The sequence below is a fragment of the Micromonospora sp. CPM1 genome, from assembly GCF_023896895.1.
GTDB classification, from domain to species: Bacteria; Actinomycetota; Actinomycetes; order Mycobacteriales; family Micromonosporaceae; genus Micromonospora; species Micromonospora tulbaghiae.
This window is the reverse complement of sequence record NZ_JAMHIU010000007.1, coordinates 220,878-236,930: the sequence shown is the minus strand read 5'-3', so window position 1 is coordinate 236,930 and position 16,053 is coordinate 220,878. Positions and strand designations below refer to the sequence as shown.

Below are 16,053 nucleotides of genomic sequence, written 5' to 3'. Positions count from 1 at the left end.
TATCCAGCGGGGGAGGACCAGAGGGTGGCCCGTCGTACGAGAAAACGGGGCCGGGTGTTCACGCTCGGCCTCACGCTCGGCCTCGCCGGCCTGATGTCCACAGCGGTGTTCGTCCAGCCGCCGGAGCCGGCGCCGCGCACCGCGGCGGCCTCGGAGGACCTCGTCCGGGACACCGAGGCCGAGGCGCTGGTCGCCGCCAGGGCACTCAACCAGCCGGTCGAGGTGCTGGCGCACCGAACGGAGTACCGCGACGTCTTCGCGCAGCCGGACGGCACGCTCATCGCCAACGGCCACACCCAGCCGGTCCGGGTCACCCAGGGGGACGCCTGGGTACCCGCGGACTCGACCCTGGTGGTCCAGCCCGACGGCTCCTACGGCCCGGCGGCCGCGCTGCTCGGCATGCAGCTCTCCCAGGGCGGCACCGCGGCGCTGATGGTGGTCACCCGGGACCAGAAGAGCATGACCCTGACCTGGCCGCACGGGCCGCTTCCCGCTCCCGTGGTCGAGGAGAGCAAGGCGACCTACCCGAACGTTTTCCAGGATGTCGACCTGGTCACGAACGTCACCGTCGAGGGCTTCTCGCACGTACTGGTGGTCAAGACGCCGGAGGCGGCCAATCTGCCGGAGCTCCAGAATCTCCGGCTCGGGGTCGCCGCGGTGGGTCTGACCATCGAGGAGACGGCCGAGGGCGGCGTGGTGGCCCTGGACCCGGTCACCAACAACCCGGTCCTGGAGGCGGACGCGCCGACCATGTGGGACAGCGGAAGCCAGGAGGGGGGCGATGCGGCCGCGGCGCGGTCGCTGGACACCTCGTCGACCGACCCGGGCGCGGCCTCGGCCGAGGGACCGGGCGACACGTCGGAGGTGGCTCCGGTCGGCCTCGACTACTCGGACAACACCCTCACCCTCACCCCGGACCGGTCCATGCTGACCGATCCGGAGGCCTCGTTCCCGCTGTACATCGACCCGGTCTGGCAGAGCAGCACCAACAGCGCCTGGGCGATGGTGGACAGCGGCTACCCCAACGAGGAGTACTGGAAGTTCGACGGCAAGCGGCACGAACGGATCGGCCTCTGCCCCAGTTCCTGCAACAACTCGAAGGTCAAGCGCCTGTTCTACCGGCTCGCCACGCCGTACTCGGGCAAGACGATCCTGGAGGCCACCTTCCGGGTCACCCTGCAGCACGTCTACAACTCGACCGCCCGGGCGGCGGCGCTCTACCTGATGCCGGCCGGGATCACCTCCTCCACCAACTGGAGCAACCAGCCCGGTGGCTCGGGCTGGTCCGGGGCGACGCACCTCGCCACCAGCTCACCGACCAAGACGCAGGCCACCTGTACCTCCACGAACCAGAACACGGAGTGGAACGCGAAGGCCGCGGTGCAGCAGGCGGTGACCAAGGGCTGGAGCAACGTGACCCTCGGCCTGCGGTCGGTCAGTGAGAGCGACTCGACGCACACCAAGCGGTTCTGCGACAACGGCGTCCTCTCGGTCCGCTACAACCGGGCGCCGGTGATCGCCAACCTCAACGAACTCACCATGTCCCCCGGCGGGCAGTGTGTCTACGGCTCCGGCGCGCCCTACGTGGACGTGCCGCCGCGGCTGAACGCGGTGCTGCGGGACCCGGACCACTCCTCGGCCCACACCGAGCAGATCAAGGCCGAGTTCAAGGTGACCTGGACGCCGGCCGGCGGGACGTTGCAGACACGCTCGTACACCACTCCGCTGAAGGCCAGCGGATCGGTCTTCTCGTACACGGTCCCGAGTGACATCGCGCAGAACGTCCCCATCTCCTGGGAGGTACGGGCCAGCGACAACACCAGCTGGGGTCCGTGGAGCAGTGAGGGCTCGCGCAACGTCTGTCAGTTCCTCTACGACAAGACCAGCCCCAGCGCGCCCGACGTCGACTCCGCGGTGTACCTGCCGCAGGACGCGGCCGACAACGGCACGGCGAGCGCGTCGAACTGCATCGAGAGCGACGAGTGGCTGGGTTCGATCGGTGTACCCGGCAACTTCGTCTTCGACTCCGCCGCCACGGACGTGGTGGAGTACCGGTACGGCTTCAACACCAACCCGGCGCCGGGCGTGAACGTGCTTCGGCCCACCACCGACGGCGGACCGGTCACCCTGCCGAACTGGTACCCGGACAAGGAGGGCCCGCGGACGATCAACGTCCAGGCCGTCGACCGGGCCGGCCGTTCGAGCAGCATCGCCTCGTGCACGTTCCGGGTGGGCAAGCGACCGCCGACCGCCCAGTGGTCGCTCGGCGAGGTCGCGGGCGAGGACGGCGCCAGCGACGGGCTCGGTGACAACGACGCTACGGCTGGAAGTGGCGTCACGTTCGGGGTCGAGGGTCCGGGTGGGACGTCCGACACCGCCGCCCGGTTCGACGGTACGGCCAACGCCCACCTCACGACCAGCAAGCCGGTCCTGACCGACACGTCGGCGAGCTTCGCCGTCACCGGCTGGTTCAAGGTCGACGATGCCGGCCGCAGGCAGGTGGCGGTCAGCCAGGACGGCACCGGTGAGCCCGGGTTCGCGCTGGGGGTCGAGGGAGGAACCTGGTTCTTCCGGATGCCGGTCAACGACGTCAACTCACTGGGCCGCTGGCAGGTCGACGGTGCGGCGGCCACCACGGGTTGGACGTACGTGTCCGCCATCTTCGACGGTGCGAAGAAGGAGATGTCGCTCCAGGTCGGGAACAACGCCCCGCGCGTCGCCCAGCGCAGGTCGCTGACCAAGTCGCGCGGTCCGCTCCAGATCGGCCGTGTGCTCACCAAGAGCGGTTACGCCGACAACTGGGGAGGGGCGATGGCGGACGTCTCGGTCTTCGACCGGCTGATCATCGCCGACGAGGTCACCGGTCTGCAGAAGACCGCTCCGAGCCGTAAGGCGTACTGGCGGTTGAACGCGGAGACCAACAAGGTCAGCCCCGAGGAGCGCGGCGGAGCGGGACTCACCCTGGGCGCCGGCGCGACGGTCTTCAAGCACCCGGTCCTGTCCCTGCTCGGCGGTGGTCACCTCGCGCTGACCGGTGGCGCGGACAGCTACGCCAGCACGTCGACCAACGCGGACATGGCGGGCAGTTTCTCGATCAGCGCCCGGGTCAAGCTGACCAGCAACTGTGCGGGTACGCCGATGACGGTCTTCTCGCAGAAGGGCACCAACGGCAGTTCGGTCGTCGTGCGCTGCAACGACGCCGGGCAGTGGGAACTGGCGATGGCGAGCGCCGACACGGTCGCGCCGGAGTGGACCAGGAAGGCGACCGACGAGGCGCCGAAGCTGGTCGGCAAGGGTGACCACCTGACCCTCGTCTACAACGGCTACGCCCGCGAAGTGACCCTGTACGTCAACGGGTCCTTCACCGAGGCGATCCAGTTGGTGTCGCCGTTCGTCGCCACCGGCGGGGTGCAACTCGGCCGCGCCTGGCTCGACGGCGCCTTCAAGGAGCACCTGTCCGGTGCCATCGACGACGTCCGGGTCTACGACGGCGTCGCCGACAAGGTCCTGATCGAGAAGCTCAACGTCCAGGTCCGCGAACAACTCTCGCTCTGACGTGACAGGCGGTGGGGCCGCCCGCTCCCGGGCGGCCCCACCGGCACGCGAGACCTTTCCCCGTTCTTGTCCCGCAACCCCTGGAGGGGTGATGTTCTCCCGACTCCTGGTCCGGTCCGGCGGCTTCGTCCGCCACACCGTACGACCGGTTTCCTGGGCGATGGCCGGTGTCATGGCCGCCGGCTTCATCCAGATCGCGACCCCACCCGCCTCGGCCGAGGCGAAGCCGAACCGTCCGTCGACCTCGGACGCGTCCAAGGTCCTGCCCAAGCGCGACCCGCTGCCGGCCAAGCCGAAGGCGGCCAACCCGGCGGTGGCTGCCGCCTCCACCACCCCGGCGAAGGTCACCTGGCCCGCCGCCGGCGCCGCGGACGTCACCGTGCCGGCGCCCGGGGCCGCCCGCTCCAAGGCCCCGGCGGCCACCGCCAAGATCGGTGGCCTGCCGGTCGCGGTGTCGGCCGCACCCGCCGCCGCGTCCGCCGCGTCCGCCGCGGCGGACCCGGCCCGTCCGGCGGCCTCCGCTCCCGGCAAGGTACGCATCGAGGTGCTCGACCGGAAGGCCTCGGAGAAGGCCAAGGTCGACGGCCCGATCGTCCGGCTGAAGCGGGCCGACGGTCAGGCCGCTGCCGGGACCGTCCGCCTCGACCTCGGCTACGGCGGGGTCGCCGGTGCGTTCGGTGGCGACTTCGGCGCCCGGCTGCGGCTGGTCCGCCTGCCCGAGTGCGCGCTGACCACGCCGGAGAAGGCCCAGTGTGCCCCGGTTCCGCTGCCGACGACGAACGACAGCGCCGCCGAGACGCTCTCCGCCGAGGCGGGCACCGGTGCGCTCTTCGCCATGACCGCCACCGACTCCTCCTCGCAGGGCGACTACGGCGCCACGAAGCTGTCCCCGTCGTCCAAGTGGTCGGTGGCCCCCTCCACGGGTGGCTTCTCCTGGAGCTACCCGCTGCGGAGCCCGCCGGTGCCGGGTGGTGGTGCGCCGCCGATCGCGCTGGCCTACTCGTCGCAGTCGGTCGACGGCCGGACCGCGACGACCAACAACCAGGGCTCGTGGATCGGTGAGGGCTTCAACTACGAGCCCGGGCACATCGAGCGCCGCTACAAGCCCTGCTCGGACGACGGGCACGACCAGTACGCCGACCAGTGCTGGGCGTACGACAACGCGACCATCCTGCTCAACGGCAAGTCGACGGAGCTGGTCAAGACCGGTGACACCTGGCGGTTCGGGACCGACGACGGCTCGAAGGTCGAGCGGCTCACCGGCGCGGTGAACGGTGACAACGACGGCGAGTACTGGCGGGTCACCACCACCGACGGCACCCAGTACCACTTCGGCCTGAACCGGCTCCCCGGCTGGACCTCCGGCAAGGAGGAGACCGGCTCGACCTGGACCGTGCCGATCTACGGCGACGACTCGGGCGAGCCCTGCTACAACGCGACGTTCACGTCGGCGTACTGCGACCAGGCGTGGCGCTGGAGCCTCGACTACGTCAAGGACCGCTACGGCAACGTCACCTCGTACTTCTACGAGAAGGAGATCAACTACTACGCCCGGGGCAAGAAGACCGACGTCAACGGTGTTCCGTACGTCCGGGGCGGCTGGCTCAAGCGGGTCGACTACGGCCAGCGGCACGAGGCCGTCTACACGACCAACGCTCCCGCCCGGGTGCGCTTCGAGACCAAGGAACGGTGCCTGCCGTCCGGCAACGTCGACTGCGACCCGCAGGATCTGAACACCACCACCGCGCCCTACTGGCCGGATGTGCCGTTCGACCGCAACTGCGCCAAGGACACCAAGTGCAAGCTCGACCAGATCACCCCGACGTTCTGGACCCGGGCCCGGTTGACCGGCATCACCACCGAGATCCGCGAGGGCACCGGCTGGACGCCGGTGGACAACTGGAAGCTCGACCACCTGCTCACCGACAACGGTGACGGCTCGCGGACCCTCTGGCTCCACAAGATCACCCACACCGGTCTCTACGGGCCGGGCGCCGACATCGCCATGCCGTCCGTCGAACTGGGCGGTCTGCAACTGCCCAACCGGATCGACCGCGACGGCGACAACATCGCTCCGCTGGTCCGCTTCCGGCTGGCGACCGTGTGGACCGACGCCGGCGGTCAGATCGACGTCAACTACGCCACCCCGGACTGCACCAAGAGCACGCTGCCCACGCCGGGCAACAGCACCAGGCGCTGCTACCCGGTGAAGTGGAACCCGCTCGGCAGCGGCGACCCGATCACCGACTGGTTCCACAAGTACGTGGTCGAGCAGGTCGTCGAGACCGACCGCACCGGCGGGGCGCCGGACATGGTGACCCGCTACCAGTACCTGGACGGGGCGGCCTGGCGGCACGCCGACCCGGACGGCATCTCCGACCCGAAGGACCTGACCTGGAGCGACTGGCGCGGTTACGGCCGCGTGATCGTCACGGCCGGCGACGGTCAGGTCCAGACGACCAAGACGGAGTACCGCTACCTGCGCGGCATGCACGGCGACAAGGATCCGGACGGCGGCACGCGTACCGTCAGCGTCGCCGACTCGACCGGCGGGAGCCACACCGACCACAACGAGTTCTCCGGCCACCAGTTGGAGAGCATCGTCTACGACGGCGCCGACGCGGTCAGCAAGAGCATCGCCGTCCCGTGGCGGCACAACACCGCGACGGAGACCCACAGCTGGGGCAGCAAGAAGGCCTGGTTCATCAACACCACCACCGCCCGGAGCCTGGTCGCCCTGGCCGCCGGCGGGTGGCGGGAGACGAAGCAGACCTCGACCTTCGAGACCGGCTTCGGCCGGGTGACCGAGACCGAGAACGAGGGTGACGTGGCGGTCACCGGCGACGAGGCATGCAGCCGGACCACGTACGCCGACAACGCGACCGCCCACCTCTACAGCCTGGTGTCGCGGGTCGAGTCGGTGTCCGTGGCGTGCTCGGCCACCCCCGACCGCAGCAAGCAGGTCATCTCCGACACCCGGACGCTCTACGACGGCAAGGCGTTCGGCGTCGCGCCGACGCTGGGCAACCCGACCCGGACCGAGCGGCTGAAGAGCCACAACGGCACGACGGCCACCTACATCCGCGCGTCGGAGGGCACGTTCGACGCGTACGGCCGGCCCTTGACCGCCGTCGACGCGCTGGGCCGGGTCACGAAGACCGTGTACACGGACACCAACGGCCTGACCACCAAGGTCAAGGAGACCAACCCGCTGCAGTTCGTCACCACCACCGACTACGCCCCGGCGTGGGGTGTGCCGGTCGGACAGGTGGACCAGAACGGCCTCAAGAGCGTCCTGGAGTACGACGCCCTGGGCCGGCTGGCGAAGGTCTGGATGCCGGACCGGACGGGCGCCAGCGGCCTGGAGCCGAGCATCCGCTACAGCTACCTGGTCCGCACCGACAAGCCGGTCGCCATCAAGACCGAGCGGCGGCAGAACGACGGCTCCTACAGCGTCGAGTACAAGCTGCACGACGGCCTGCTCCGGCCCCGCCAGGTGCAGTCGGAGGGCCCGGACGGCACCCGTACCGTGGCCGACACCTTCTACACCGGCACCGGCCAGCTGGCGAAGACGTACGCGACGTACACGGTGGCAGGCACGCCCACCGACGTGATCTACCCGGCCGTCAACGGTGACGTCAACGGCCAGACGCTGTACGTCTACGACGGCGCGGACCGGGTCAAGGCGGAGATCTTCGCGGTCGCGGGCAACGAGAAGTGGCGCACCACGACCACCTACGGCGGCGACCGCGTTTCGGTCGACCCGCCGGCCGGCGGCACCCCGACGACCTCGATCACGAACGCCCTGGGCAAGACCACCGAACTGCGGCAGTACAAGGGCAGCGGTCCGACGGGCGACTTCGACAAGACCGAGTACACCTACACGCACGCCGGCCAGTTGAAGACGGTCAAGGACCCGGCCGGCAACGTCTGGTCCCACGAGTACGACCAGCTGGGCCGCAAGACGAAGTCGACCGACCCGGACGCCGGCGCGTCGACGTTCGGCTACGACGACCTGGACCGGCTCACCAGCACCACGAACGCCCTCAACCAGACGATCAGCACGAAGTACGACGAGATCGGCCGGAAGATCGCCGTCTACAAGGGGGCCGCCGACACCGGGGAACTGCTGAGCAGCTGGACGTACGACCTGGAGATGCTCGGTGAGCTCTCCTCGACGAGCCGCTGGATCGACGGACACGAGTACGCCACGTACTTCTCGATCTACGACGAGTTCTACCGGCCGCACGCCACCTACTACTCCGTGCCCGAGCACGCCGGTGCCGAACTGGCTGGCTTCTACACCTTCGGCACGGAGTTCAACCGGGACGGCACCGTCCAGTCGCTGAGCATGTCGGAGGGCGGTGGGCTGCCGTTCGAGACTGTCGCTTACACCTACGACAGTCTTGAGCGCCTGACCGCGGCGACCGGTGACGCCCCCTACCTGACCGACGTCGAGTACGCCGGCACCGGCGAGGTACTGCAGACCGAGGCCCGGGTGGGCACCCGGAAGGTCTGGTCGACCTACGAGTACGAGCAGGGCTCCAAGCGGCTCACCCGGCTACGGCTGGACCGCGAGTCGGCTCCGGTCGTGGACATCGACGCCCGCTACACGTACGACCAGTCCGGCAACATCCTGCGGATCGCCAACAACCCGTCCGGGACGCAGGACACGCAGTGCTTCACGTACGACTACCTGCGCCGGATGGAGCGGGCCTGGACGTCGGCGAGCACCGCGACCGACCCGTGCGCCGGTGGGCCCTCGGTCACCGGAGTGGGCGGTGTGGCCCCTTACCACCACGCCTACACCTTCGACGTCACGGGCAACCGGAAGACCGAAGTCCAGTACGGGACCAACGGCACTCCGCTCATCGAACGCAGCTACACCTACCCCGCCGTCGGCCAGGCGCAGCCGCACACGCTGCGCCAGATGACGGAGAAGACCCCGCAGGGTGATCAGCTGTACTCGTACGAGTACGACGCGGCCGGCAACACGAAGAAGCGGACGAGGGCCGGCGAGGACCAGACCCTGGTCTGGGACGCCGAGGGCAACCTCGAGTCGGTCACCGAAGCCGGCAAGAAGACCAGCTTCCTCTATGACGTCGACGGCTCCCGGATGCTCCGCAAGGAGCCGGCCTCGACCACGCTCTACCTGCTGGGCATGGAGATCCGGCTGAACCACCAGACCCGGTCCACCGACGCCACCCGGTACTACTCGCTTCCGGGCGGGGCGAGCCTGGTCCGCAAGGTGGACGGCCTCCGGTACGTCGCGAACGACCACCACGGCACCGGCCAGGCAGTGGTGGACCAGAGCGGCGCTGTCACGCACCGGCGGATGACCCCGTACGGCGAGAACCGGGGTGCCTCGCCAGGTCAGTGGCCGACGGAGAAGGGCTTCGTCAACGGGAACATCGATTCCACGACAGGCCTGGTCAACATCGGCGCGCGGGAGTACGACACGATCACCGGCCGGTTCATCTCGGTCGACCCGATCATCGACGTCAACGACCCGCAGCAGATGAACGGGTACGCGTACGCCAACAACAACCCGATCTCGTTCTCCGACCCGGACGGCCTCAAGGCCTGTTCCGACGACGCCTGCGGGCCGGGCGCCGACTACGAGGACATGTACGGCACCTACCACAAGGTCAAGGGCCACAACGACGGGTGCGGTGGTTGCTCGGGCGCGTACGACCCGGACGAGCCCACGATCAACGTCCACAACAACCCGCGGGCATCAGCGGAGGAGCGGGCCGCGGCCGCGCGGGCGGCGGCGGAGAAGGAAAGGCAGCGGCGGATCGCCGCGGCCAAGGCGAAGATGCTCAACGCCGCCAAGGCCCTGGCGAAGATCCTGATGGACGAGTTGGGTATCACCGATGCCCTGGACTGCTTCCTCAAGGGCGACATGGGCGGCTGCCTGGCCACAGCAGTCAACGTCGCGGGCGCGGCGATCGGCGGTGCGCTGGGCAAGCTGGCCGTCAGATACGGCGCTCCATGGAAGTGGAAGAAACTCGCCAACCTGACCAGCCGGGTCAAGGGTCTGCTCGGCGACCTGGTCGGCAGCGCCAAGGCATTCATCAAGTGCAAGAACAGCTTCGTGCCCGGCACGTTGGTGGTGATGGCCGACGGGTCGCGCAAGCCGATCGAGGACGTCAAGACCGGCGACATGGTGTTGGTGACCGATCCGGTGACCGGCAAGACGACGATCAAGCCGGTGGTGGCGACCATCATCGGTCAGGGCAGCAAGAACCTGGTCGAGGTCACCATCGATCCTGACGGTGACAGCGGCAACGCCACGGAGCGCGTAGTCGCCACCGACAACCACCCGTTCTGGGTGCCCGGCCTCGACGAGTGGGTCGATGCCGCCGATCTGCGGGCCGGTCAGTGGCTGCGTACCTCGGCCGGCACCTACGTGCAGATCAGCGCGACCCGGCAGTGGACGGAACCGGCGCGGGTCTACAACCTCACCGTCGACGACATCCACACGTACTATGTGCTCGCAGGCAACACCTCGGTGTTGGTGCACAATTGCGACTGGACGAGTGACGCCAACTTGTTCGAGCACTTCGACAAGCACGTGATGGGCATGGATAAGCCTGGCGGCGTCGGTGACATGAGGGAGATCTTGGATAGGAACGATGGCGATGTCGACCTGGCTCTCGATGATTACGCCAGCTGCGCACAACGTTTTCTCTGTGATGCCGCCACCGCTGGCACGCAGCAGCAGCGGCGAGATTCAGATGGCGCGCTCGTGCGGGTGAACACTAAAACGCGGGAACTCGGCGTTTTGGGCGACAATGGCATCGTGACCTACTTCAAGGCGGATAATCCAGAAGCCGAATTCCTCAAGCAGCTCAGGAAGTAGGAGGACTGTTGTTCATCGCGCCGGGAAGGCTGCTGGATTGTTGGAGGAGCTTTTCCTCCGAGTTGACAGGGCGAAGAGAGGCTCTGTCGCGTTTGGCGGCGCGCGATTGCATAGAATCTGTTATCCGGCTGCGTCACCCGTCTGTAGATCGATTTGCTGCGGCGGTGTACGTGGTCGATGAGAGGCAGCGCCGTGGGCTCAGGGATGCGTCAACCATCTCTTCCCGATGGTGGTGGTCCGCGGCTCCGCCTCCGCCTGTAGAAGCGCCAGATCTCGGTTCGACCGCTGCAACCGCAGCCGCTGCCGAGATCTGGCAGCAGGCGAGTGCTGCAGGTCTGGCCCCCTTCGACCACTTGACATTCAGTCTGAGCGGCGGGAGGGATGTCCTTGGACGGCTGCGCTTTCAGGTAGTTTCGGCTGAGCAGATGGTCGTCCGGCCGTGGATCGACTTTTTGCTTATTCCCGTCGAGCGGGCCTACTGTCGATTGATCGGTGCAGATCCGCCAGAACTCTTCACTGCCACTGTTAGCGTCGCAGTCGGCCGACTGCGAGACGTCGGCATCCATTTGCCCGGCCATGCGGGTCCTGAAGCTGTTGCGATATCGATCGCACGGCACATCGACTCTTTTGTCGATATTGTTTCCCATGTGACCCCCGATCTGCTGATCAACGATCTGTTGCGGCGGCGGCGGTTCAGTGGGGGTAAGCACTTCGAATGGCGGCTTCCCTTGGCCTTGGTGAGCTACGGCAGAGGTCACGAAGCCCTGCAGTTGATCGAGGAACTCATGCTGGGCTTCGCCCGCCAACCATATAGTCGGTCGTTCCATGAGCTGCAATGGCTGAGGCGAAGGCTGGCGGATTCGGAATCGACCTTCAACTGCCCTGAGTTGCAGGGTTGATGTCTCGGGCCAAAAGCTATCAATCGCGCATTCCGGAGCACCAGCTGCTCGGGCAACGACAGAGGTGCAGCAGCGCCCGAAGAGCGGTGTGCAGGGACACGACCACCGCCAAGGTCGACAACATCGCGGGTGGCGGCGTCGGGTAGCCCACGTCGACGAAGTTCACATCTCCGCCGGTCAGCGGCGGCGGCGATGACGTGCACGTACACGCTGTGGTGCTGGCGCCTCCCGGAGAGCGTGGAGGCATGTTGGCGACCGGTCGATCGGGGCAGGGGTGCCATCCAGGGCCGCGAAGGCAGCCGGCGGATCCGTTGCATGACGGCGGCCAGATTGTTCGCTACCGCCGCAAGGTTGGTTGTCGCTTCTGCAGGTAGCGCCGCACGGCGACGACGCCGATCTCGAACTAGCCGGAGAGTCGGATGTGGGCGTCGCCCCTTGCGCCGGTGGGCGAGAGCCAGCAGCGCTGTGGACGTGGGCGACATTCGGAGCAGAACCTGGCCCGAAGTATGATGACGTGATATGGATGATCGGCAGCTGCCGATCGGTCTCAGTCCATGTTGATGCTTCGTTCGGCATGGTGCGGCCATGGAGAATGGGCTGATCGCAGTATGGGAGAGCGAAAAGGGCTCGGTCATGCCGAAGGGTTCAAGCGTGTTGGAAGTCCTGCCCGGGATCGGCCTTGATCGTGTCCGGTTCGGGGAGAGCCGTTCCAGTCACCGTGAGCGGCTCGGAAGCTACAAGGCCTTCGAGCGAGTGCCGGGCGCGGGGCTGACGGACATCTATGCAGATGGAATGATCATGCTGTCCTACGACGAGCTGGACCGCCTGGTCTTCATAGAGGTCGGAGGCCAAAGAGTCGTGTCACTTGGTGGAACTCAATTAACGGGAAGGCCTCTCGCGGCTGTGCTGGAGGAGCTGACTCAGCGCGGTTTCCCGGTTGAGTTCGACGGCGACTCATCGTACGCAATCTCGTCAACCGGAGTCGAGCTCTTCGCGAGCTCTACGGATGACGCTGATGAACCGGCTGGGGGAGTTTCGATAGCGCCAACCGGGCGACAGTGAAGTGCGGAGTCGCGCGCCCCGTTGCGGTCAGATGCTGAGCAGGGCGCAGATGCGGTGCCCACGCCTATCCACCACAGCAATGGATCGATGACCGTCGTGAAGGGTCAGGAGAATCCACTGACCACCCCGGCCATCGCCGGAGCGTAGGTCAGGAATCCGTGCCAGCCGTCAACGGATCCAGGGGCTAGGCACGACGGTCAGCGGGCGGGCCCGTCGCCGGACTCGGCGAGCCGCTTGAGGTTCAGCAACTGCCGGCGGGCCATCACCAGATCACCGAGGCAGCCACCGAGGGCGATCACCGGGTTCGTCCGCATCACCACCTTGAGCAGCAGGCGGGTGCCGTTCCCGGCGTCCGGCACCAGGACGTACGACAGCACCGCGCCCATGATCTCGCCGGTGAGGTGGTGCCCCGGCTCGACCGCGAGGATCCGCCCCCGTCGCCGCCCGCCGGCAGTCGTGAACGCCTCGCCCACCACCGGCTCGGTAAGGTCCACCAGCCGTTGCGGTGAGCGGCGGCCGAGGTTGTCGATCCAGTCGTACGAGTAGGGCGCGAGCCGGATCTGGGCGACCCACCGCCACACGGCGGCCGGTGGGGCGTCCACGGTCACCCCGCGCCACGCCCGCAACGTGGGCGCGGGGACGAGGCCGTCGCACGGATACCGGCGACGTGTCTCTTCGTCGGACACGCCCCACCGGTCACCGAGCATCGGCCCGGCCCAGCACCAGCGTGGTCCGCAGGTCGAGCACGACGGTGCCGCCGAAGTCGTCGACCAGCCGGTCCAGCGCGGCGATCCCGCGTCGCTGCTGGTCCGGGGTGCGGGACAGGTACGGCCCGAACGTGCGCATCAGCGCCAGGTACCGCTCCTTGTCCAGCGGCAGTTCCCGCCGGAACACGTCGCGGCGTACGTCGTCGAACTGCCCGCTGTCGAGGACGTCCCTGTGGAACCAGTCGACGGGCCGTTCCCGGACGGTCGGGTCGACGGATCGCAGTGCGGCCCGGACGGCGGCCTGCTGGTCGGCGTCGGCGTAGTCGTAGCGGTGCCCGAAGACGGCGAGCGTGCCGCCGGGTGCCAGGGCGCGCCGGGCCAGGGCGTTGCGGGTGGCGGCGTCCAGCCAGTGCCAGGCCATCGCGCAGGCGAGCACGTCCACCCCGCCGGTGGGCGGCGACCATCGCTCGAACGTCGTCGCCTCGACGCGGGCGTCCGGGAACCGCTCGGCCAGCCGGGCCGCCATCAGTGCGTCGGGCTCCACGCAGGTCAGTGGCGCGCCGAGGCGGACCAGCACCTCGGTGCCCTTGCCGGTGCCCGCGCCGACCTCGGCCACCGACGCCGGTGCCCCGCCGTGGTAGGCGCGTATCGACTCGGCGATCTCCGGCGGATATCCGGGCCGCGCGCGCTCGTACAGGTCGGCCACCGTGCCGAAGAGCTCCATCACCAGCACGATACGGCTCCGATCGGTTCCCGACCGGCCGCGAGGAAGCCGGCGTCCGCTTCTCCAGCCCACTCCACGGGTACGCCGCACCTCCCGCCACCTGATCGACAGTGCCGGCGAACCCCGGCCGGCGTCCGGGGCGTACACCCTGGTGGTGGGCCCGTCTGGGGCCGCGACCGGGCGGGTCACGCCGGCATTGCGGTGAGGCCGGCCCCGCGTTTTCGGGGTGGTGTTCGGGCGTGCTAACGTCGCGTCCCGTTGTCAGTGAGCGCCGCTAGCTCAACTGGCAGAGCAGCGGACTCTTAATCCGCGGGTTCGGGGTTCGAGTCCCTGGCGGCGCACCAACGAGCAAGGCTCTGACCGGGCGTTCCACGCCGGTCGGGGCCTTTTTCGTGTTTAGGTCCGCCGCTGGTCCGCGGGGACGCTCACCCGCTCCGGAAGCTGCGCCGGTACGCCTGCGGGCTGGTGCCGGTGACCCGCCGGAAGCGGTCCCGGAAAGCGGTGACGGAGCCGAATCCGACCTGCGTCGCCACCCGGTCCACGGGATGCGCCGTGGTCTCCAGCAGGTGCTGGGCCTGGTGGACGCGGATCCGGTGCAGCCACCGCAGCGGGGTGGTACCCACCTGGTCCCGGAACCGGCGGTTCAGGGTGCGGACGCTCATACCGGCGTGACGGGCGATGTCGGCCAGCGCCAGGTCCCGCCCCGCGTTCTGGCGCATCCAGGTCAGCAACGGCTCCAGTGTGGTTCCGTCGGGGGCGGGCGGTTCGTGTGCGATGAACTGCGCCTGCCCGCCCGCGCGTTCCAGCGGCATCACGGACAGCCTCGCCGCGTCGGCGGCGACGGCGGCACCGTGGTCGGTTCGGACCAGATGCAGACACAGGTCGAGCCCGGCGGCGGCGCCGGCCGAGGTCAGGATCTGGCCGTTGTCGACGTACAGGACGTTCGGGTCCACCTGGACCCTTGGGTACCGGGCGGCGAGCTGCGCGGCGGCGACCCAGTGGGTGGTGGCGCGCCGCCCGTCGAGCAGGCCGGCGGCGGCCAGTGTGAACGCCCCGCCGCAGATCGAGGCGATCCGGGTGCCGCGGGCCTCGGCGGCACGCAGCGCGTCCAGGACCGGGCCGGGCGCCGCCGCCCCCGGGTCGGTCACCCCGGGCACGATGACGGTGTCGGCGTCGGCCAGGACGTCTAGGCGCCACGGTACGGCGATGTCGAACACGCCGGTGGTCACCGTCGGCCGTTCGGCGCAGACGACGACGCGGTAGCCGGGACGGCCGCCGGGCAGGCGGGTGCGGTCGAAGACCTCGATCGGGGTGGCCAGATCGAACGGTACGACGGTGTCGAGGGCGAGCACGGCCACGGTGTGCATGGGGAGATCCAAACAGTCAGGACCCGGCGGTCACCGGTCGGCCCGCGTCGGGCACCCGCCGGGTGAGGCGGTGGTACAGGTCGGTGACTGACGGGCCGCCGGCGAAACACCAGAGGGCGATCACCGGGTCGCAGAGGGCGCAGCCGAACGACGAGTCGTGCAGCGACGGGATGATCGGGGTGCCGCGACGGTGGTGCAGGACGTCCCAGACGGTGTGCAGGAGCCAGCCCACACCGATGAAGGTGTACGAGGTGAGCCCGGCGTAGCCCACCGCCACCAGCAGGGCGCAGAACGCCAGCTCCCACAGGCCGAATCCACCGCCGCTGAGGTAGGCGGCCCCCGCGCCGGTGACCACGAGTGCGTTGAGGCGCCGTCGGTGCGGTTCGGGCACCACGGAGTTGAGCCCGACGTAGACCAGCCCGATCACCATCGGCATGACATAGCGAAGCATGATCCCAGTCCTGTCCCATCCCCGGAAGCGTGTCGGAAAGGCAGCCTAGGCAGGCCGGACGTGGGGAACGAGAGGCGAAACTGCCGGGGTCCGACGGATTCCGGCCACGCCGATCAGCCCGAAGGAACCGGCTGGTGCGTTCCGCTCCGCACCTGGCGACCCGGGCGGGTCGCCCTGTCCGCCCGGGGTGGTGGGCGGGCGTGCTAACGTCTCGTCCCGTTGTCAGCGAGCGCCGCTAGCTCAACTGGCAGAGCAGCGGACTCTTAATCCGCGGGTTCGGGGTTCGAGTCCCTGGCGGCGCACCAACGTGCAAGGCCCTGGTTCGGTCACCCCGAACCGGGGCCTTTTCGTCGTGCCTGCTCGGACGCGGCAGCCTCGCCGACCCCGGACCCATCGACGGCCGGACGGAATAGATCATATTCT

At 68.7% G+C, this 16,053-nt stretch carries 8 protein-coding genes and 2 tRNA genes; 6 read left to right on the top strand and 4 right to left on the bottom strand.

Features of this window, described 5'->3' with window-relative positions; genetic code table 11:
* Nucleotides 1–93: 93 nt before the first annotated feature.
* The 4 genes from M8C11_RS11365 (at nt 94) to M8C11_RS11350 (ending at nt 12,381) form a co-directional block, all read left to right on the top strand.
* Entirely contained in the window at nt 94–3,555 is a 3,462-nt protein-coding gene (locus M8C11_RS11365; protein ID WP_252449526.1) for a LamG-like jellyroll fold domain-containing protein, read from the top strand.
* Between the two features lie 91 nt (nt 3,556–3,646).
* Entirely contained in the window at nt 3,647–10,420 is a 6,774-nt protein-coding gene (locus tag M8C11_RS11360) for a polymorphic toxin-type HINT domain-containing protein (RefSeq protein ID WP_252449509.1), read from the top strand.
* A gap of 164 nt (nt 10,421–10,584) precedes the next feature.
* The gene (locus M8C11_RS11355; RefSeq protein ID WP_252449508.1) at nt 10,585–11,319 is read left to right on the top strand and encodes a hypothetical protein; all 735 of its coding nucleotides are present in this window, start codon (nt 10,585–10,587) and stop codon (nt 11,317–11,319) included.
* Nucleotides 11,320–11,904: 585 nt separating this feature from the next.
* Nucleotides 11,905–12,381 carry a hypothetical protein gene (locus M8C11_RS11350; protein WP_252449507.1) on the top strand — a complete coding sequence of 159 codons (477 nt, stop codon included), beginning with the start codon at nt 11,905–11,907 and terminating at the stop codon, nt 12,379–12,381.
* Nucleotides 12,382–12,578: 197 nt separating this feature from the next.
* Here the strand turns inward: M8C11_RS11350 and M8C11_RS11345 are convergent, their stop codons facing one another.
* Together M8C11_RS11345 and M8C11_RS11340 are read right to left on the bottom strand one after the other, a co-directional pair.
* Nucleotides 12,579–12,989: an SRPBCC family protein gene (locus tag M8C11_RS11345; RefSeq protein WP_252449506.1), complete on the bottom strand. Its 411-nt coding sequence runs from the start codon at nt 12,987–12,989 to the stop codon at nt 12,579–12,581.
* Between the two features lie 88 nt (nt 12,990–13,077).
* The gene (locus M8C11_RS11340) at nt 13,078–13,812 is read right to left on the bottom strand and encodes a trans-aconitate 2-methyltransferase (protein WP_252449505.1); all 735 of its coding nucleotides are present in this window, start codon (nt 13,810–13,812) and stop codon (nt 13,078–13,080) included.
* Between the two features lie 268 nt (nt 13,813–14,080).
* Here M8C11_RS11340 and M8C11_RS11335 point away from each other — a divergent pair.
* Nucleotides 14,081–14,156, top strand: a tRNA-Lys gene (locus tag M8C11_RS11335).
* A gap of 81 nt (nt 14,157–14,237) precedes the next feature.
* Here M8C11_RS11335 and M8C11_RS11330 read toward each other — a convergent pair.
* Both M8C11_RS11330 and M8C11_RS11325 read right to left on the bottom strand, forming a co-directional pair.
* The gene (locus M8C11_RS11330; protein WP_252449504.1) at nt 14,238–15,179 is read right to left on the bottom strand and encodes a GlxA family transcriptional regulator; all 942 of its coding nucleotides are present in this window, start codon (nt 15,177–15,179) and stop codon (nt 14,238–14,240) included.
* Nucleotides 15,180–15,195: 16 nt separating this feature from the next.
* Nucleotides 15,196–15,630 (bottom strand): DUF6010 family protein, encoded by a 435-nt coding sequence (locus M8C11_RS11325; protein WP_252449503.1) that lies wholly within the window; start codon nt 15,628–15,630, stop codon nt 15,196–15,198.
* A 229-nt stretch (nt 15,631–15,859) separates the two neighbouring features.
* On the opposite strand from M8C11_RS11325, the gene M8C11_RS11320 reads away from it, so the two are divergent.
* A tRNA-Lys gene (locus M8C11_RS11320) sits at nt 15,860–15,935 on the top strand.
* Nucleotides 15,936–16,053 lie beyond the last annotated feature (118 nt).